A 20,237-nucleotide genomic window follows, 5' to 3' on the forward strand; every position below is an offset into this window, starting at 1 on the left:
AAGCACCCGTACGGGTGCTTTTTTCTTAATTCGAAAAGCGCGGCTTGTAAAAAGTTCGGTTATCCAGCGGAAAAATCCGTTCAGTAAACTCGCCCGGTTTCGTCCGTTCAAGCGCACGGTCGAGCATATTCATTTTAGCGTCAAGATTGTCAATGTAGTGAAGTATTTCCGCTTCTTTGATCATCGGAGGCTTCGGACTCCCCCATTCTGCTTTTCCATGATGAGACAGCACAATATGCTGAAGCACCATCACTTCTTCTCCTTCAATACCAAGCTCTTTTGCCATTTGGCCGATTTCATTGACCATAATGGAAATATGGCCGATTAAGTTCCCTTCTGCTGTGTACGTTGTTGCTACCGGTCCTGAAAGTTCAATGACCTTGCCAAGGTCATGTAAAATCACACCCGCATACAGCAAGTCGCGGTCAAGCGATGGATAAAGATCGGCAATGGATTTTGCCAGCTGCAGCATTGATACAACATGGTATGCAAGCCCAGAAACAAATTCGTGATGGTTTTTTGTTGCAGCCGGATACTCTAAAAACGGCTGATGGTATTTTTTCAACAGCGCGCGTGTAATACGCTGAATATGAGGATTTTTCATTTCAAAAATAAACTGGGTAATCGTTTCCGTCATCTCTTCCTGGCTGAGCGGTGCTGTTTCAACGAAGTCACCCGCATCCATTCCGTCCTGTGGAGAAGCTGGACGAATCTGCCGAAGCTTCAGCTGCATACGGCCCCGGTAATTTTGAATATCTCCCGCCACTTTTACGATCGTCTGCGGCGTATACATTTTGATCGTTTCTTCTTTTGCATCCCATAGCTTTGCTTCAATTTCTCCGCTTGTATCTTGAAGCATAAGCGTTAAATACGGATTTCCATTAACCGCTGTGCTTTTTACCGCTGAGCGGATCATCAGAAAGCAGTCAACACTTTCTCCTGCTTCATACTGTGTAATGCCTTTTCCCATTGCACCGTCCTCCTTATTCCCTGCATCGTTTCTTTCTATTATACCACAGATCATATGTTCTTTCTTGTTCCTGCCTCTTTTTTGTTTCATCCTTATTTTATACAATGATTGAAACAACATAAAGGGGGATTAAAGCTGAACATGTATAAGCTGACCGTCTTCGAAAAAAACGGAAAAAAGCTGCTCGATCAGTCCTTTGAAACGGATTCAGACGAAGCGGCAAAAACACACAGCTTTGAGCTGATTCAAAAGCTCGCCGGTGAGGATAAAACATATCGTTGTACGTCTTCGGACGGGAGATTGCTGCTTTTTCATACTGAGCAAGCAGAAAGCGCATTCAATTAATGAATGCGCCCTTTGTCCGCCGGTTAAATACCGGCTTTCTTTTTTCTAAAAATGCCGCTATCCCTTCTTGATGGTCGGTGCTTCTCCGCATTTTCAACTGCCCCTGCTTTTCAAGCTCTAACGTTTTTAACAGCTGCGGCCTGTTCATATCTGCCATAATTTTCTTTGTTTTGATCATGGCTTGAATAGGCTTTTGCTGTAATTCTTTAATTAAATATTCCACTTCTTTCCTAACAGTGCCAGGCGTGACAGAACGATCTGCCAGTCCGATCTCCGCTGCTTCCGCTCCGCTGATTACTTTGCCATCCCAAATGATTTTCTTGGCTTTTGCAGCACCAAGCCGGTTCTCAAGCATAAAATGCCCGCCTCCGTCTGGTATAAGACCCATTTCAATAAAATTCACAGCAAGCCTGGAATCCGTTTCGCATAAAACAAAATCCGCTGCCAAAGCAATGCTTAATGCAAGCCCAGCAGCTGCTCCATGAATCGCTGCGATCGTCAGCTTCGGCATGGTGTAAAAATAAAGGGCGATGTCTGAGATAAGTTCCATAACGGGCTCAAATGGCATTTCATTCGCTGCCGACAGCATTTCTTTTATGTCTCCGCCTGCTGAAAACACGGAGCCTGTCCCTGATAAAACGACTATATCCACATCATCATTCCGGCTGATTTCTTTTAAACAGCAACACAGCTCTTTCAGCATTTCCACGTTGAGGGCATTCAGCGCATTCGGACGATTCAAATCAATATAAGCTGTTTCGTGCTCAATGGAACAAAGTACGTATCTCATTTTGCCGCCTCCCCTTTTTCACTTTTATCATACCGAAAAGGCGCCAAAATTTGAAGTATTTTGAATAAACAGACGTTCCCTTTATAAAGGGAACGCTGACATAATCAAAGCCTGCAAAATGCCGATTAAGCCGCCAAGCAGAGCTCCGAGCCATGTAATCATTTTTAATTCGCGATGAGCAATTTCAAGAACAATTCTTTCAAGCCGTTCGGTTGAAAATGCTTCAATCTGGCTGCGGACAATGCTGTCAATTTTCAGCTTTTGCATGATAAAAGGAACGCGTTTTGCTGCTCTTGCCAGTCCTTCCTCCGCAAGCTTTGGGACAAAGTCATGTATAAGCTTGTTTTCATATGGCGCCAAATAAAGAGATACTGGCCGGTTCAATAATTCTGCTATATTAAGCTGATTTAAGATAAACACTTTCGTTTTTTGAAGCGCTTTTTCATCTGAAAAATGTTCAAGTACGTCTGACCATTTCCAGTCAATCATTCGTTCCCATTCGTTTTTCAGCATGGTATTGACCAAGTCTTTTGCTCCCGGACTTGTAAAAAACTTTACAATCTCCAGACGAATTTTTTCCTCAAGGGATGTATTGCCTACCACCATCCGAATCATGCTGCCGATTCGTCCCCATTCTGATAAAAAATCGTTTGTCATCCGTTTTACCCGGTGCCGTCCTTCATCACTGGAAAAATAATCGGCTCCTTTTGTTAAAAGGTATGATGAAATGTCGGGTATTTTTGCTTCTGCCCGGTCCAGCCACTCAGCCGGCAGTGATTCTTTAACAGGCTGATCTGTGTAAAAATCTTTTATATTTGTGTACTTTTCATCCACCCATTTTTGAAGATGTGCTTCTATTTTTGCCTCTGGCTGTGAAATGTGTGTTTTCTGAAAAATCTCAGCAATTGTTATCTCCGATCGAAGCCACTTTTTCGCCTCTGTCTGTACAACCGCCCCTATTTCTTCCCGGAATTCAGGTTCTATCATCTTTTGTTCAATACTGCTTGGAGTAAGCAGATGTTCATCCACCACTTTTCCAATCTGCCTGGCAAGCTCCGCTTTTCTTTTTGGAATCAATCCTGGCGTAAAGGGAACTCGCCATTTGCCAATGTAGTATTCCTTGTATGGCCGAAACAACATACGGATCGCTATAGCATTTGTTATACCGCCGATCAGCGCCCCAATTACACCCACAAACAATACCAGCCACAATATGCCCAACGTTTTCCCGCCTTTCTTTATAAAAAACGATGCCGTTCCATTGGGAGCCGGCATCGTTTTTTCATCTGCTTTTTACAATCATATTCACTGCTGCTTGAATGGCATCATCGGCTTTTTCGCCGTTTTCATGGGCACTACGAATACATGCTTCCAGGTTTTGCGCGACAATTAAGCCTATTGAACGGTCAACTGCGGAACGAATGGCGGAAAGCTGCGTGACAACTTCACGGCAGTCTTTGTCTTCCTCCACCATTTTCATAACTCCGCGCACTTGGCCTTCAATACGGCTTAGCCGATTTTTCACATCACGATTGTATGTTTTCATCGTCCATCTCCCCGTTCTGCTCTCCTTTTTACTTTATAAGCCAGTTTTTTTGTATCCATAGTATAGCACAGCCCTTTCCAAAACGCTTGCCACAGCCATTTTCCTTTAGTGGAAACAACTACCTACAAATATTACGGATAAAGAAAAGAGTTCAATCCATACTAGGATTACAATCAACAACGGGTCTTATCCGGCAGTCCGGACGATTTATCGTAGCGGTGCAACTCCGTTAGTACCCGGCCAATTAAAAAAAGGGAGATGAACAGTTATGGCAAACAACAACAGTTCTAACCAATTACTTGCACCAGGAGCACAACAAGCTATCGACCAAATGAAGTACGAAATCGCTTCTGAATTTGGTGTACAGCTAGGTGCTGACGCTACATCACGCGCTAACGGTTCAGTTGGTGGCGAAATCACAAAACGTTTGGTGCGCATGGCTGAACAGCAACTAAACGGCTTCCAAAAGTAATAGGGTAATGACCCAGCAATCCGCCTCAAATATTGAGGCGGATTGCTTTTTATTTCTTTTTCGGCAGATTTACCATTTTCGCCGGGTCAATCCACTGCTCATATTGCTCCTCGGTTACATAACCGGATGCAAGAGCGGCTTCTTTTAAAGTGGTTCCCTTTTGGTGAGCGGATTTCGCAATACTTGCTGCTTTTTCATAACCGATGTGCGGGTTTAAAGCCGTTACAAGCATCAGCGACTGCTCCATTAAAGATTGGATACGTCCCATATTCGCTTCAATACCGACTGCACATCGTTCATCAAATGAGACAATACCGTCAGCTAAAAGACGAATCGACTGCAGCGTATTATACACAATAACTGGCTTAAATACATTTAGTTCAAAGTTTCCCTGGCTCGCTGCAAATCCAACCGCAGCATCATTGCCAAATACCTGGACAGCAGCCATCGTCAGCGCTTCGCTCTGGGTCGGGTTTACCTTTCCAGGCATGATCGAGCTTCCCGGCTCATTCGCCGGAATCGTCAGCTCCCCAATACCGCTTCTCGGCCCGCTGGCAAGCCACCTTACATCATTGGCAATTTTCATTGCATCTGCTGCCAGTGCTTTTAATGCACCGTGAAAAAAAACAATTTCATCGTGGCTTGTCAGTGCATGAAATTTATTAGAAGACGAAATAAACGGATAGCCCGTTTGTTTTTCCAGCTGTTCGGCTGTTTTTTCACCAAATGATGGATGGGCATTAATACCGGTACCAACCGCTGTACCACCAATTGCCAGGTAAAGCAGCTCCCGCTGGGCCAGTTTAATCATATCGATACTGCGGACGATCATGTACCGCCAGCCGGATATTTCCTGCCCAAGAGATAAAGGTGTTGCATCCTGTAAATGGGTACGGCCGATTTTGATTACATCCATAAATGCTTTTTCTTTTTTCTTTAATGTTTTTTTAAATTGCTTTAGGGCCGGTTTTAAACGTTTTTCTGTTTCATCATACAAAGCAATATGCATGGCGGTCGGAAACGTGTCATTCGAACTCTGTGACATGTTTACATCATCATTTGGGTGAATAAATCCTTCTTTCCCTGCGATTTCAGAGGCGCGCCGTGCTACAACCTCATTTACGTTCATATTCGATTGCGTGCCGCTTCCGGTCTGCCAGACGACCAGCGGGAAATGCTCGGGACCAATATCACCATTCAGAATATCGTCACAAGCTGCCGAAATCGCACTCATTTTTTCTTCGGACAGCTTTTCAAGACTTTCGTTTACGATGGCAGCCGCTTTTTTTAAGTGAGCAAAGGCATAAATCATTTCTATTGGCATTTTTTCTGTGCCAATCGGAAAATTTTCTAAGCTCCGCTGTGTTTGTGCTCCCCAATATTTATCAGACGGAACCTGTATTTCACCGATCGTGTCACGCTCTACTCGGAATTCCATTATGTATCCCTCCTCAAAATTGTTCCTCCCTACACTTTTCCCGAATTTTCTTTCTTCATGCTCAGGAAATAAAAAAAAGCGTTCCGTCCTTACGAAACGCTTTTTTTATCAGTCGATTAATCCTTCTTCCTTTAAAAACTCTTCTGCTACTTCTTCATACTTTTTGCCATCAATATCAACCCGCTTATTTAACTCCTGCATCCGCTCATCATCAATTTTCCCGGCAAGCATATTTAATACTTTTTTAAGCTCTGGATGCTTTTCCAGCACTTCTCCGCGTACAACTGGAATCGCATAATAAGGAGGGAAGAATTGCTTGTCGTCTTTTAATACTTTTAAATTAAATGCCTGAACGCGTCCATCAGTTGTATAAGCATCCACCGCGTCTACTTCATTATTTTTAATGGCACTGTATATAATACCGCTGTCCAATGTTTCAGTAGAAGCAAAATTGAGTCCGTATACTTTTTGAAGACCCGGATAGCCATCAGCACGCTCTAGAAATTCGGGCTCTGAGCCGAAACGCATGTTTTTGGCATAAGGCTGAAGCTGGGAAATGGTCTCAATCCCATACCGCTTTGCATCCGCCTCGCGAATCGTGACAGAGTACGTATTATTGAATCCAATTGGGTCAAGCAGCTGCAGATCAAATTCCTGATCAAATCTTTTCTTTGTATAATTATATACGTCATCTGGGTTGTTGCTGTTTATTTTTTCTTTTAAGTAGTTAATCAAAATGGTTCCCGTATACTCAATCGAAAGATCGTATGAACCCTGTTTGAGGCCATTAAATACACCTGCTGATCCGCTAATAAAGGATTCATATTTCACATTTAGGTCCGTTTCTTCTTCAATTAATTTTCCATAAACATGAACGAGAATTTCCTGTTCCGTAAATGACTTTCCGGTAATAGTGATGGTATTATTCGACTGGCTTCCGGTAATAAACGGCCAGACAATCATCCCAACAAGCAGCAAAGCTGCTGTACCGGCAATTGCGTATATCATTCGACGGCTTCGCTTTCCTTTTTTCTGAAGTGCTTCAGTCGACGAATTGTACTCAATCCGCTTTAAGACAAAATCAAGAATAATGGCTATTAACGCTGCTGGAATGGCTCCTGCCAAAATAAGCCCAGAATTATAAGTTTGCAGGCCGCGGAAAATCAAATCGCCAAGACCGCCCGCACCAATCAGGCCTGCAATGGTCGCAACCCCGACAATTAATACCGCGGCAGTTCGCACTCCCCCCATAATCACTTTTAAAGCAAGGGGCAATTCTACCATCCATAATACTTGACGGCTTGTCATTCCCATTCCGACTCCAGCTTCAACTGTAGATCGATTAACACCCGTAATACCAAGATATGTATTTCTTAAAACAGGCAGCAGTCCATAAATCGTCAATGCAATAATTGCTGGTGCTTTTCCCGTGCCGATAAAAGGAACAAGAAATACGAGTAATGCTAAGCTGGGGATTGTTTGAAATATGGCCGTAATACCGATAATGGGCTCGGCAATTTTTTTATGGCGGGTTAGATAAATCCCTAGAGGGACGGATATGAGGATCGCAAGACCAATGGAAATCAATGATAAATATAAATGCTCAAGGATAAGCTGCCATATTTCAGCCCACCTTGTTTGGAACGCGTTTATTGTTTGTGTAATTAAACTAAATGTAAAAATAGGTCATCCCTTCCTCTTAAGCAAATTGATTTGATATATGGCGGACAATACTGGCACGATTAATAATTCCCTGTACCCGATTCTCCTCATCGGTCACAACAATGAAGCTGAGAGGAGACTGATTAATCATTTCGAGGGCTGTTTCCGGGTCTTCCAGATGGTTGATAACCGGCACTTTTACTTTTTCAATGCCGCCAAGCATTAATCCCTCATCTGCATAGGATCTTTGAAGATCCCAAATACCGACGACACCATGATAATGACGCTGGTTGTCAATAAGAATTAAACTGTCAACACGTTTTTGGCGCATTAATTTAAGTGCGGCAGCAATTCCTCGATCCGGTGAAACGGTAACAGGTGACGTCATTAACTGCTCAAGCGCTGGAAGAGACATCGAGTCTTGAATACGGTCTTCGCCGATAAATTGGCGGACAAACTCATTGGCTGGATGCCGCAAGATGCGCTCTGGTGTATCGAGCTGTACAACAACACCGTTTTGCATAATGCAAATCCGATCCGCAATTTTCAGTGCTTCATCCATATCGTGTGTAACAAACACAATGGTTTTTTTCATCTCACCTTGCAGCCGGACCAGCTCATCTTGCAGCTGCTCACGGCTGATGGGATCAAGTGCACTAAACGGTTCATCCATAAGGATAATACTTGGCTCCGCAGCCATTGCCCGAACTACGCCAATCCGCTGCTGCTGGCCGCCTGAAAGCTCAGCCGGATACCGGTCGCCAAAAACAGCTGGATCGAGTCCTACAAGCTTCATTAGTTGATTTACTTTCTCAGCATACTTTTCTTCTTCCCATTTTTTCAGCTTCGGTACAAGTCCAACATTTTCTTTAATCGTCATATGCGGCATTAAGCCGATTTGCTGAATGACATAACCGATATCCCGTCGAAGCTGCACAGGATTAATCTCCGAGATATTTTTCCCGTCAATTGTAATAGAGCCGCTTGATGGATCGATTAAACGGTTAATCATTTTCATCGTCGTAGTTTTTCCACAGCCACTAGGCCCGATTAATACAAAAAGCTCTCCTGTATGTATTTTTAAATTAATTTGTTTGAGTGCTTCAAATCCGTCTGGATATTTTTTTGCTACTTCCTTGAATTCAATCAAAATATACACCTCCCTGTATTTCCATTTCCCTATCTTGATATAGTAAAAACATAAAACGTTAATTTTTTTTCATTTTCTTTTCCTATGTTTAAGGTTGCTTGTCTATGGGAACTTTATACGTAACAAATCAAAGTACGAGGTGAACGGAATGTTAAGGACGATCTTAATGATTATTGGTGCCATTGTTGTCATATCATGGATTGTTTCCATGCTGTAATAAACAACAAAAAGACCTTTCCTAAATAGGAAAGGTCTTTTTGTTTTAGCTGTATTGCTTCCCGTATACTTTTTCTTCAAATTGGCGAATGCGTTCTTCAGCTGTTAACGTAACCGAGATCTCATCCCAGCCATTCAACAACATTTTCTTCCAGTAAGGATCGATGTCAAAGTGAGCTTTAAAGCCGCTGTCATCACTTACTGATTGCTCTTCAAGGTTAATATGAAGCTTAAAGCCTGGTGTAGAAGATTTTTGAAGCAGGGTTTCTACTTCCTCATCCGTCAGCTTTACGGCAAGAATTCCGTTTTTAACACTATTGTTGTAGAAGATGTCCGCGTAGCTCGGTGCAATAATAACGCGGAAGCCATAATCAAGCAAAGCCCACGGAGCATGCTCACGTGAAGAGCCGCATCCAAAGTTTTCACCGGCCACTAGAATTTCAGAATCCGCAAATTGCGGGTCATTTAAAATAAAATCCTCTCGTTTGCTGCCATCATCATCAAAACGCCAGTTGTAAAAAACAAATTGGCCAAAACCTTGACGCTCAATGCGCTTTAAAAACTGTTTCGGAATAATTTGATCCGTATCGATATTTGCCCGGTTAATTGGGCACACTGTTCCTGTAAATTGATTGATCGGTTCCATAACGGCTCCTCCTTCTTATTGGTTTACGCCTGCTAGTTCACGTACATCTGTAAAACGGCCCATAACCGCCGCAGCTGCCGCCATTGAAGGGCTGACAAGGTGCGTGCGGGCGCCGCTGCCTTGACGGCCTTCAAAATTACGGTTAGATGTAGAAGCACAGCGTTTGCCCGGAGGCACAATGTCATCATTCATAGCAAGGCACATTGAGCAGCCTGACTCACGCCACTCAAATCCGGCATTGATAAAAATTTGATCCAGTCCTTCTGCTTCCGCCTGCTGTTTAACCGTTTGAGAACCAGGAACAACAATAGCTGTTACATGATCCTGTACTTTGCGGCCTTTTGCCACTTCTGCAGCAGCACGCAAATCGCTTAAACGAGAGTTTGTGCAGGAACCAATAAATACATAATCAACCGGAATTTCAGTTAATTTCGTACCCGATTCAAGTCCCATATACTCAAGCGCATGGCGTACAGATTCTTTGTCCGCTTCTCGTTCAAAGTTATCCGGTGACGGAACAACACCTGAAATACCGCTGCCCATTGACGGATTCGTTCCCCATGTCATTTGCGGCTCAATTTCTGCAGTGTCGATTTCCAGCGTTTTGTCATATTCTGCACCTTCATCAGATGCAAGAGCAAGCCAATTTTTCGCTGCTTCTTCAAACTCTTCACCCTGCGGTGCATAACGGCGGCCGCGTAAATATTCAACGGTCGTCATATCCGGGCTGACAAGACCTGCACGTGCTCCGGCTTCGATGGACATGTTGCAGATTGTCATGCGCTCTTCCATAGAAAGAGAACGAATAGCTTCACCTGTGAATTCCATTACATAGCCTGTACCAGCATTTACACCAAACTTTGCAATAATCGCTAATATAATGTCTTTCGCTTGAACACCAAAACCAAGCTTGCCATTTACTTTAATTTGCAATGTTTTGGGCTTCTTTTGCCAAATCGTCTGGGTAGCAAGTACGTGTTCTACTTCACTTGTTCCGATACCGAAAGCAAGTGCACCAAACGCACCATGCGTTGATGTGTGGCTGTCGCCGCAGACGATTGTTTTGCCCGGCTGTGTAAGACCAAGCTGCGGTCCGATAACGTGCACAATCCCTTGGTCTGGGTGATCAATATCGGCTAATTCAATGCCGAACTCACGGCAGTTTTGTTTTAATGTTTCCATCTGTGTTTTGGAAATTGGGTCATTGACAATGTGGCGATTGATTGTTGGAACGTTGTGATCCATAGTGGCGTATGTTAAATCGGGCCGTCTGACACGGCGTCCGTTCATACGTAATCCTTCAAATGCCTGTGGTGATGTCACTTCGTGGACAAGATGCAAATCGATGTAGAGCAGATCCGGCTTCCCTTCTTCTCTGCTTACAACGTGATTTTCCCAAATTTTTTCGATAACCGTTTTTTTCGTCATTGTACAGCCCCCCTCTTATGTGCATTTTGATAAAAAACGAGGACCCCGCCTTCTTCTGCAAATGTTACAGAAGAAGGTTGAATCCACGTGGCGTTTGCTTTACATGTATACAACTTCGCCGGCCGATGCTGTTGTTTCTTCAGCGATGCGGCTTGTAACAAGCTCAATCATTTTATCTGTTCCTACCACTGTGCTGCCTTCCATTTGCAAGTCTGGTGTGCAATAGCCGTCATTTAAAACAGATTGCACAGCCCGCTCAATGGCTTCACCTTCAGCGCGCATATCCAGTGAATATTTCAGCATAAGAGCAGTGGACAGGATCATAGCCAGCGGATTGGCTTTGTTCTGGCCGGCAATATCTGGTGCCGAACCGTGAACCGGCTCATACAGCCCAAGGCCGCTTTCCGATAAACTTGCCGATGGCAGCATGCCAAGTGAACCTGTAATCATGGACGCTTCATCGCTTAAGATATCGCCGAATAAGTTTTCTGTTACGATAACGTCAAACTGGCCTGGACTAGAAATCAGCTTCATAGCTGCCGCATCAACGTACATATGGTCAACTGTAACCTCTGGATAGTCCGCTGCTTTTTCATTGACAATTTCACGCCACATCCGGCTCGACTCCAGCACGTTGGCTTTATCAACGGATGTAAGCCGCCCATCACGTGCTTTTGCGAATTCGAATGCTTTAATAACGATGCGCTCGATTTCCGCCCGTGTATATTGAAGAGTATCCACTACGACTTCGTTGTTTTCACCGCGGCGTTCGCTCGGTTTCCCGAAGTACAGGCCGCCCGTCAATTCACGCACGATGAGCATATTGACCTTTCCGGCAATTTCAGGCTTTAGCGGAGAAGATTGCACAAGCGTTTGGAATGATGGAATCGGACGCAGGTTGGCAAATAAGCCAAGCTCCTTCCGAATGGCAAGCAGGCCGCGCTCCGGGCGTTGGGCCGACGGCAGGCTGTCCCATTTAGGACCTCCTACCGCACCGAGCAAAATCGCGTCACTTTCTTTGGCAAGTGCCAGCGTTGATTCTGGCAGCGGCGTCCCGTGCGAATCAATTGCAGCACCCCCAATATCAGCGTATTCTATCTCAAATTCGTGGCCAAAGCGTTTACCGACTGCTTCAAGAGCAGACGCGGCACCTGATGCGATTTCCCGGCCGATTCCATCGCCCGGCAAAATGGCAATTTTCTTCTTCACGTAAATCCCTCCGTTGCTTGAAATAACTTCTTTAAACTAGTTGAAAAACGCTTAGTTTTTCACGCTTTCCGCTTTTTGGTTTTGCTTGATGAATGGCATTAGGGCACGAAGCTCTTTTCCGACTACTTCAAGCTGGTGCTCGCTTTCACGACGAGTAATGGCTGTAAACTCAGGACGGTTCAATTGGTTTTCTTGCAGCCAGCCTTTAGCGAACTTACCTGTTTGAATATCTGTTAATACGTCTTTCATGCGTGCTTTTGTTTCAGCTGTGATAACGCGTGGTCCTGATACGTAGTCACCCCATTGAGCTGTATCAGAGATTGAGTAGCGCATACCTGCAAGACCGCCTTCGTACATAAGGTCTACGATCAATTTCAATTCATGCAGGCACTCGAAGTAAGCAATTTCCGGCTGATATCCAGCTTCTACAAGCGTTTCAAAACCGGCTTTTACAAGCTCAGCTGTACCGCCGCAAAGAACGGCTTGCTCACCGAACAAATCTGTTTCTGTTTCTTCACGGAATGTTGTTTCCAAAATACCTGCACGGCCTGCCCCAACACCTTTAGCGTAAGCAAGAGCAATGTCTTTCGCTTGGCCTGTGTAGTCTTGGTAGATCGCGAACAATGCCGGTACACCAGCACCTTGCTCATACGTACGGCGAACTAAGTGGCCAGGACCTTTTGGTGCAGCAAGGAATACGTCTACGTTTGCAGGCGGTGTAATTTGGTTAAAATGAACGTTGAAGCCGTGAGCGAATGCAAGCGCGTTGCCTTCTTCTAATACTGGCTCGATTTCTTCTTTGTATACTGCTGTTTGATATTCATCTGGAAGAAGGATCATAATGATATCCGCTGCAGCACTTGCTTCGCGAACTGTTTTTACATCAAAGCCGTCAGCTGTTGCTTGATCAAATGATTTCCCTGGACGAAGACCTACTACAACATTTACGCCGCTTTCACGAAGGTTCAATGCATGTGCATGCCCTTGTGAACCGTAACCGATGATAGCTACTGTTTTGTTTGCAAGTACCGCTTCGTTGATGTCACCATTGTAATAAACTTTTGTCATTTTTTTCATCCTCCAAGATTGTTTTTTGTTTTTTATTTTAATTTAAAATAGAAACCTGTTTTGAGTCTGACACAAACCGCTGGGAACCGCGTTTAATCGCTGTTTGTCCCGTACGCGCCACTTCTTTGATGCCGTAAGGGCGAAGAAGTTCAATCATTGCTTCGATTTTCTCGAAGTTTCCGACAACTTGAATGGTCACACTGTCTCGTGCAACATCAATAATGGTCGCCCGGAATGGTTCAATGATTACGTTGATTTCAGCCCGCGTTTGCGGAGTGGTCATCACTTTTATAAGAGCAAGCTCGCGTGTAACAATTGCCTGTTCAGTAATGTCACTGACTTTTAACACGTCAATTTGCTTATGCAGCTGTTTGACAACTTGCTCTACCATGCGGTCGTCTTCCACTTGGACAACGAACGTCATTTTTGATACGCCTTCTGTTTCAGTCGCACCTACTGTAATGCTTTCAATATTAAATTGGCGGCGTGTAAACAGTCCGGCGATACGGTTTAAAACACCGCTTTGGTTCAACACAGTTGCTGTTACAATTCTTCTCATTGCGGTTTCACTCCGATCATTTCATGAAGTCCTTTGCCTGGTGCGATCATCGGATAAACCATTTCTTTCGGTTTAATGCGGCAATCGATCAATACAGGCTCGTTATCTGTCAGCGTTTCACGCATAACTTTTTCTGCTTCTTCCTCTGTTGTAACGACATAGCCGCGAATGCCATAAGCATCGGCCAGTTTAACAAAGTCCGGCTGAACCGGAATCAATGATTGAGAATACCGCTCTTCGTAGAATGTTTCCTGCCACTGGCGTACCATACCAAGCGCCTGGTTATTATAAATGACAATTTTAACCGGCAGCTTCAATTCTGCAACAAGTCCAAGCTCCTGCAAAGTCATTTGGAAGCCTGCGTCACCGGCTACCGCCACGACTGTTTTATCCGGCTTTGCAATTTGCGCGCCGATCGCAGATGGGAAACCAAAGCCCATTGTTCCAAGCCCGCCTGATGTTACCCATTGGTCTGGTTTTTTGAATCCGTAGTATTGTGCTGTCCACATCTGGTGCTGACCAACATCCGTTGTGACTACTGCATCTCCATTCGTTACATTATGAATAATGCGCATTAACGATTGAGGAGAGATGCCTTCCCCGCCTTCTGTATTCCAAAGCGGATTTTCTTCCTTGTCTTTTTGAAGCTTTTGGCGCCATTCTTCTGCCTGCGGCACTTCTAGATCAAGGCTGAGAATTTTTTTCAATGCTTCTCTTGCATCCGCTACGATTGGGATATGGGTCGGCACGTTTTTGCCAATCTCTGCCGGGTCGATATCAATATGCGCGACCGTTGCATTCGGAGCAAAATGAGCCAGATTTCCAGTTAAGCGGTCATCGAAGCGAGCGCCGATATTGATCAGCAGGTCTGCTTCATAAAGAGCTGTGTTGGCCGCGTATGTTCCGTGCATTCCGCCCATTCCAAGGAACAGTGAATGGTCAGCTGGAAATCCGCCAAGGCCAAGCAGTGTGTTTACAACCGGAATTTGCATTTTTTCGACAAATTCGAGCAATTCTTCAGATGCTTTTGCAAAAAGAACGCCTGCCCCTGCTAAAATAACCGGCTTTTTCGCTTTTGCGAGCGCACCACGAAGCTTTTTCACCTGCAGGCTGTTTGGTTTAAAGTTCGGCTGGTATCCCGGCAGATTCAGTTCATCTACAAATTCCGCATTTCCGATTGTCGTTGCAATGTCCTTTGGAATATCGATTAAAACAGGACCCGGACGGCCGGTTGTGGCAATATGAAAAGCTTCATGGACGATTCTTGGAAGATCTTCCATTGAGCGAACCTGATAGTTGTGTTTTGTAATTGGCATTGTAATACCGATTACATCGGCTTCCTGGAATGCATCTGATCCGATGACGCCAGTGGCTACCTGTCCTGTAAAGATCACAAGCGGCAGAGAATCCATCATGGCATCCGCAATACCCGTTACAAGGTTTGTTGCTCCAGGACCAGATGTGGCCAATACAACACCTGGTTTGCCAGAAACACGGGCATATCCTTCTGCTGCATGGATAGCCGCCTGCTCATGCCGGGCAAGAATGTGACGGATCGGGTTTTTATAAAGTGCATCATATAATGGAAGAACCGCACCGCCTGGATAACCAAACATCACTTCTACATTTTCATTTTTCAATGTTTCGACAAATAGGTCGGCACCATTCATTGGCTCTGTTCTTTTAACCGGTTCATTTTCAAATTTCAATTCCGGTGCTTTAGCATTTTGACTCATTTTTGATCTCCTCCAAATAATGGTTTATTGTCCGTATTGGCAAGAGGGTTCTTCTTTACAAAGGTACAAATACCCGTTTTAAAGCAAAAAGAAAAGTCCTTTCACGCCTGCGACTGCCGAAACAGCAACGCAGGGGTGAAAAGACTTCTCCTTTTCACGGTACCACCCTGATTCACGAATTTTCTTACAAAAATCCGCCTTATGAACCGATAATCGGCTCGTTTTGGTAACGGGTAGCTCAGCACCCGGCTTTTCCTACTGGATGACGTTCAGAAAAGCACTCAGAGGGGATGTCGCGATTAGGATGCACTCCCGGCTCTCAGCTATAACCGGTTCTCTGTGAAATGCAGTTCCTAACACTTTTTCCTCGTCAACGATTTATATGCAATACATATGTTAAATTTTCATAATTCCGCCGGTATTGGCAGAAGTAACAAGCTTAGAATAACGAGCAAGCCAGCCTTTTTTAATTTTCGGCTCCGGCTGTACAAAATCTGCACGGCGTGCTGCCAGCTCTTCTTCTGACAAGTCAACGTTCAGCGTACGATTTGTCAGGTCAATTTTGATTTTGTCGCCATTATGGATAAAAGCAATTGGTCCGCCTTCAGCTGCTTCTGGTGAAACGTGTCCGATTGAAATACCACGTGATGCACCAGAGAAACGGCCGTCTGTCATAAGCGCGACTTTTGTCGAAAGTCCACGGCCAGCGATCGCTGATGTTGGAGTCAGCATCTCCGGCATACCCGGTCCGCCTTTTGGCCCTTCATACCGGATTACGACGACGTGGCCTTCTCTAACGGTTCCATTATTGATGTTCTCAATAGCTTCTTCCTGCGAGTCAAATACGATCGCTTCTCCATCAAATGTTTTAATGGATGGATCAACGGCTCCTACTTTAATAACTCCGCCAAGCGGGGCAATATTTCCGTATAGAATGGAAAGGCCGCCGACTGGGCTGTATGGATCTTCTTTCGTCCGAATTACGTTTGTATTCGTGATATGGGCATCTTTAACATTTTCATAAACGGTTTTGCCCGTGATCGTCAAGCGATCGCCGTCAATGCCATTTTCAAGCTCGCACAGTTCACGGATAATCGCGCTGATGCCGCCTGCTTTATTAACATCATCCATTGTGTAATCTGATGCTGGACTTATTTTTGCCAAATATGGAATTCTATTGGCTACTTCATTTATACGATTTAAATCATACTCAATTTCTGCTTCATTTGCAATGGCTAATGTGTGAAGAACTGTATTTGTTGAACCGCCCATCGCCATATCAAGAGCAAAAGCATCATCAATCGCCCGTTCTGTTACGATGTCACGCGGTTTCAAATCATTTTCAATTGCGTTCATCAAGTATCCGACTGCTTCTTTAATTAAACGGTGACGTTCAGGACTAGTTGCCACAATCGTTGCGTTTCCAGGCGGTGTAAGCCCGAGCATTTCCATCAATGAGTTCATGGAATTAGCGGTAAACATCCCTGAACAAGACCCACAAGTCGGACAAGCATTCGACTCGATATCGAGCAGCTCTTCTGCTGACATTTTGCCGGAAAGGTGAGCTCCGACTCCTTCAAATACAGACGTCAGCGTTAATGGTTTCCCTGTTGAAGAAACGCCGCCTTCCATCGGTCCTCCTGACACAAACACAGCTGGTACGTTTGTCCGCACAGCGGCCATAAGCATACCTGGTGTAATTTTGTCACAGTTTGGAATGTAAAATACTCCGTCAAACCAATGCGCATTAATGACTGTTTCAGCTGAATCGGCAATCAGTTCGCGGCTTGGAAGAGAATAACGCATGCCAATATGGCCCATTGCGATACCGTCATCTACGCCGATTGTATTAAACTCGAACGGAACGCCGCCAGCTTCACGAATCTCTTTTTTTACGACTTCAGCAAATTTGTTTAAGTGAACGTGTCCTGGAATAATATCTATATAGGAATTACATACGCCGATAAATGGCTTATGTAAATCCGCCGTTTTTACACCAGCAGCATACAACAAGCTACGGTGCGGGGCACGTTCAACCCCTTTTTTAATCATATCACTGCGCATTGTATCTCCCCCATGATGACTTGCCTTTCAAATTGCCCAATAATCTGTAAGAATCATTTATTTAATCTGAAAATTAAGTTTATATTGTGGTCACAATAATACCGCTCTTTTCGACTTTGGTCAACACCTTTTCTGTCAAATTTTCTGACAAGACTAAATTATTTTTAAAGTTTCTTTTTTGTGAACGCTTCCCACTATGTATATGTAAAAAGCCAGGCGAATAATCATCCAGATTAGAACGGCAGAAAAATAAATGATTTGTTAGAGAATCTTTTTGTTTTTTGCATGCTAGAAGCGCGGGATGTTTTGGGCGCACGGGCTCGCTTTTGCATAGGGCAGGTATTGGATTCGTATCCGGCGTTATGCGGCTAAATCGGCTTGAACTGGCCTGCTAGTCCAATAGGTAGCTGCCCCTTTTCGACAATGGAAACATTCATAAAAAAAGACTGACGACAAAGTCGTCAGTCTTAGGCGGGATGAATAAACATCCGGCTTTCGTTTAAAACCATTCGTTCCATTTTTCTACGATTCCATCATACCAATGTTCCTCTTCGGGCTTTACATTGTCATCAATGGCGTCTACATCAAACGAAGTTTCTCCGATGTAAGGAAGAATCTTAGACACAACTTCACCAAATAGCGGTACAGCCCCGTCCGAACTGTTGGTTGTCATGTAATTTGTTTTACTTACTTCTTCTACGCCAACCCAGACAGCCCCTACCAGGTTCGGTGTGTATCCGACAAACCATTGGTCTTCAGTGCCGTCAATGCCTTCGATCGGCACTTGTGTAGAACCGGTTTTCCCGGCAATATCTACCCCATCTACCTGGGCGCGTTTGCCGGATCCCCTCTCTACTACCCCGAGAAGCATGGATGTCATTTCGTCTGTTACTTCTTTTGACGTTACTTTAACTTCCTTCGGCTCCCATTTTGGCTTGATTTCTCCTTCAGGGCCGATAATTTTTTGAATGAAAAATGTTTCTTTTCGAACACCGTCATTTGAAAATGCTGAATAGGCTTCAGCCATTTGAAGGGGGGACACACCTGGCGTAATATCACCAAGGGCTAACCCCAGCTTTGGATCTTTTGCCTCAAGGCCAAACCGCTCTAAGGAATTAACGCCTTTTGACAGGCCAATTTGGTCTAAGAGCCAGACGGCCGGCACGTTCGCTGACTTTTCAATCGCCCGGTACATTGGCATTTCTCCTTCATACGTATCACTGTAGTTAGACGGAGAATACGCACCTTCACCTTTTCCAAAAGACATTTTTTCATCCACCAGCATATCGGTCGGTTTATAGCCTTCTTCAAGAGCAGGCGTATATACAGCCAGCGGCTTGATGGTGGAGCCTGGTGACTTTTTCATCTGAGTAGCAAAGCTGAAGCCGCGGAAAACGTGTTCGCCCCGCCGGCCGACAACACCTAAAACGCCGCCGCTTTTCGGATCCATTAACACAGCCGCGCTTTGTGTATCTTCCCCGTTGACTGTTTGAGGGAAAACTGTACTGTTTTCATATACGTCTTCCAGCCCGGCCTGTACGTTTTGGTCCATCGCTGTATAAATATTGTAACCTTGCGACAGGAGATCGTCCTGCGTTAAACCGTAGCGTGAGATCGCTTCATTGATGACAGCATCGGCGTAATGAGCGTACTTTCCTTTCAGCGGATCACCGCTTGCATCCTCAAGCGTTACTTCTGTATTGGCAGCTTCGTCTGCTTCATTCTCGGTAAGATAACCGTATTTCACCATCTGATTTAACACAACCTGGCGGCGGTCGACTGCATTATCCATGCTGTCGATCGGATTGTAACGTGATGGCGCCTTTACCATTCCGGCAAGCATAGACGACTCCGCAAGAGTCAGCTCGGAAACGTCTTTTCCAAAATATTTTTTAGCTGCGTTTTGCACTCCCCAAGCTCCATTTCCGAAATAGCTTGTATTCAAGTACATTTCTAAAATCTCTTCTTTTTTGTATACTTTTTCAATCTCAATGGCGAGAAACAATTCTTCTATTTTCCGCCGGTATGTTTTTTCCGGCGACAGAAGCGCGTTTTTCGTCAGCTGCTGCGTCAGCGTGCTGGCTCCCTGTACCCTTGAACCTGCCATAAGGTTGGTAAAGGCAGCACGGAAAATGCCTTTTACGTCAAACCCGCCATGTTCGTAAAAACGATTGTCTTCCACTGCCACAATCGCTTCCTGCAGATGCTCCGGCATTTTTTCGATCGATACACTGTTCGTTCGGTTTGCAGAGAGCTTACTTGCTTTGTCTCCGTCTCTATCATAAATAATGGTTGACTGTGAGAGTCCTTGCTTTAATGTTTCCACGTCGGCGGATTTCATAAAATAAAAACCTGCACCAAGGCCTGCCAAAACAACGATTGCAGCAAGCAAAATAGCAATTTGGGTCAGGTGAAACTTTCGCCAGAGAGTTTGGATCATTCTCATAACTACTTTCATTTTGTTTGGTTCCCTTCTTTGTGATACATGCGGCCTTTTCTCATTTTAAGCACATTTCGCTAAATTGCAACGAATATGCTAAAACAGGCCCTGTTTTCTAGTACGGATGAGAGGCTCAAAAGTTACATGCCTTTTTTTGGTACATAAAGCAGCTATCTGGCTGTCTCCATAAAAAAACAAGCAGTGCGCACGGCCCTGCTTGCTTATTTTGAATCTATTTTCTTTTGCTCATCTGTATCGTCGTCGTCCATAACGTTTTTCATGCCGCGCTTAAATTCATGAAGCGTCTGGCCGGCGGCGCGTCCAAGCTGTGGCAATTTCTTCGGTCCAAATAACAACAAGGCGACAATCAAAATAATGGCAACTTCGCCAAATCCAAGGTTCATGTGTTTAGCCCCTTTTCTTTGTTGATATGTTTATTATAAAGGATAAACGGCCCTTTGAACGAAAAAAGAGAAACAGATTTGTGTCTATTTCCCT

At 44.5% G+C, this 20,237-nt stretch carries 18 protein-coding genes; 2 read left to right on the forward strand and 16 right to left on the reverse strand.

Going from position 1 to position 20,237, the window contains the following annotated elements; translation table 11 throughout:
- Nucleotides 1-25: 25 nt before the first annotated feature.
- Nucleotides 26-970 (reverse strand): 3'-5' exoribonuclease YhaM, encoded by a 945-nt coding sequence (gene yhaM / locus M3221_RS05985; protein WP_251270579.1) that lies wholly within the window; start codon nt 968-970, stop codon nt 26-28.
- Nucleotides 971-1,111: 141 nt separating this feature from the next.
- Between yhaM and M3221_RS05990 the strand changes: the two genes are divergently transcribed.
- Complete coding sequence (locus M3221_RS05990) at nt 1,112-1,315, forward strand: YhzD family protein (protein WP_251270580.1); 204 nt, start codon at nt 1,112-1,114, stop codon at nt 1,313-1,315.
- On the opposite strand, the gene M3221_RS05995 is transcribed toward M3221_RS05990, so the two are convergent.
- From M3221_RS05995 to M3221_RS06005, 3 genes are all read right to left on the reverse strand, one after another.
- Nucleotides 1,308-2,105 carry an enoyl-CoA hydratase gene (locus M3221_RS05995; protein ID WP_251270581.1) on the reverse strand — a complete coding sequence of 266 codons (798 nt, stop codon included), beginning with the start codon at nt 2,103-2,105 and terminating at the stop codon, nt 1,308-1,310. The genes M3221_RS05990 and M3221_RS05995 overlap by 8 nt on opposite strands.
- Before the next feature lie 81 nt (nt 2,106-2,186).
- Complete coding sequence (locus M3221_RS06000) at nt 2,187-3,326, reverse strand: DUF445 domain-containing protein (protein WP_251270582.1); 1,140 nt, start codon at nt 3,324-3,326, stop codon at nt 2,187-2,189.
- Between the two features lie 61 nt (nt 3,327-3,387).
- A complete protein-coding gene (locus tag M3221_RS06005; protein WP_242232419.1) occupies nt 3,388-3,651 on the reverse strand; it encodes a metal-sensitive transcriptional regulator in 264 nt (87 codons plus the stop codon).
- 268 nt (nt 3,652-3,919) lie between these two features.
- Here M3221_RS06005 and M3221_RS06010 point away from each other — a divergent pair, with 268 nt between their 5' ends.
- Nucleotides 3,920-4,123, forward strand: a complete 204-nt coding sequence (locus tag M3221_RS06010) for an alpha/beta-type small acid-soluble spore protein (RefSeq protein ID WP_242232420.1) — start codon at nt 3,920-3,922, stop codon at nt 4,121-4,123.
- A 49-nt stretch (nt 4,124-4,172) separates the two neighbouring features.
- Here the strand turns inward: M3221_RS06010 and fumC are convergent, their stop codons facing one another.
- From fumC to M3221_RS06075, 12 genes are all read right to left on the reverse strand, one after another.
- A complete protein-coding gene (fumC, locus tag M3221_RS06015) occupies nt 4,173-5,561 on the reverse strand; it encodes a class II fumarate hydratase (protein WP_251270583.1) in 1,389 nt (462 codons plus the stop codon).
- A gap of 108 nt (nt 5,562-5,669) precedes the next feature.
- A complete protein-coding gene (locus M3221_RS26245; RefSeq protein WP_285879261.1) occupies nt 5,670-7,148 on the reverse strand; it encodes a glycine betaine ABC transporter substrate-binding protein in 1,479 nt (492 codons plus the stop codon).
- A 112-nt stretch (nt 7,149-7,260) separates the two neighbouring features.
- Nucleotides 7,261-8,373, reverse strand: coding sequence for an ABC transporter ATP-binding protein (locus M3221_RS06030; RefSeq protein WP_251270584.1), 1,113 nt, complete (start codon nt 8,371-8,373; stop codon nt 7,261-7,263).
- A gap of 262 nt (nt 8,374-8,635) precedes the next feature.
- Entirely contained in the window at nt 8,636-9,235 is a 600-nt protein-coding gene (gene leuD, locus M3221_RS06035) for a 3-isopropylmalate dehydratase small subunit (RefSeq protein ID WP_251270585.1), read from the reverse strand.
- Between the two features lie 15 nt (nt 9,236-9,250).
- Complete coding sequence (leuC, locus tag M3221_RS06040; protein WP_251270586.1) at nt 9,251-10,663, reverse strand: 3-isopropylmalate dehydratase large subunit; 1,413 nt, start codon at nt 10,661-10,663, stop codon at nt 9,251-9,253.
- Between the two features lie 99 nt (nt 10,664-10,762).
- A complete protein-coding gene (leuB, locus tag M3221_RS06045; RefSeq protein ID WP_251270587.1) occupies nt 10,763-11,872 on the reverse strand; it encodes a 3-isopropylmalate dehydrogenase in 1,110 nt (369 codons plus the stop codon).
- 51 nt (nt 11,873-11,923) lie between these two features.
- Nucleotides 11,924-12,940, reverse strand: a complete 1,017-nt coding sequence (gene ilvC, locus M3221_RS06050) for a ketol-acid reductoisomerase (RefSeq protein WP_251270588.1) — start codon at nt 12,938-12,940, stop codon at nt 11,924-11,926.
- 37 nt (nt 12,941-12,977) lie between these two features.
- Nucleotides 12,978-13,499, reverse strand: coding sequence for an acetolactate synthase small subunit (gene ilvN / locus M3221_RS06055; protein ID WP_242232426.1), 522 nt, complete (start codon nt 13,497-13,499; stop codon nt 12,978-12,980).
- A complete protein-coding gene (ilvB, locus tag M3221_RS06060) occupies nt 13,496-15,235 on the reverse strand; it encodes an acetolactate synthase large subunit (protein WP_285879266.1) in 1,740 nt (579 codons plus the stop codon). The genes ilvN and ilvB overlap by 4 nt, the downstream gene beginning before the upstream one ends.
- 396 nt (nt 15,236-15,631) lie before the next feature.
- Nucleotides 15,632-17,299, reverse strand: coding sequence for a dihydroxy-acid dehydratase (ilvD, locus tag M3221_RS06065; protein ID WP_242232427.1), 1,668 nt, complete (start codon nt 17,297-17,299; stop codon nt 15,632-15,634).
- A 499-nt stretch (nt 17,300-17,798) separates the two neighbouring features.
- Nucleotides 17,799-19,757 (reverse strand): transglycosylase domain-containing protein, encoded by a 1,959-nt coding sequence (locus M3221_RS06070; protein ID WP_251270589.1) that lies wholly within the window; start codon nt 19,755-19,757, stop codon nt 17,799-17,801.
- Nucleotides 19,758-19,960: 203 nt separating this feature from the next.
- Nucleotides 19,961-20,143: a twin-arginine translocase TatA/TatE family subunit gene (locus M3221_RS06075; RefSeq protein ID WP_251270590.1), complete on the reverse strand. Its 183-nt coding sequence runs from the start codon at nt 20,141-20,143 to the stop codon at nt 19,961-19,963.
- Between the last annotated feature and the right edge of the window lie 94 nt (nt 20,144-20,237).

Source organism: Domibacillus indicus, assembly GCF_023715895.1.
In the GTDB taxonomy this organism is placed as follows: domain Bacteria; phylum Bacillota; class Bacilli; order Bacillales; family Domibacillaceae; genus Domibacillus; species Domibacillus indicus_A.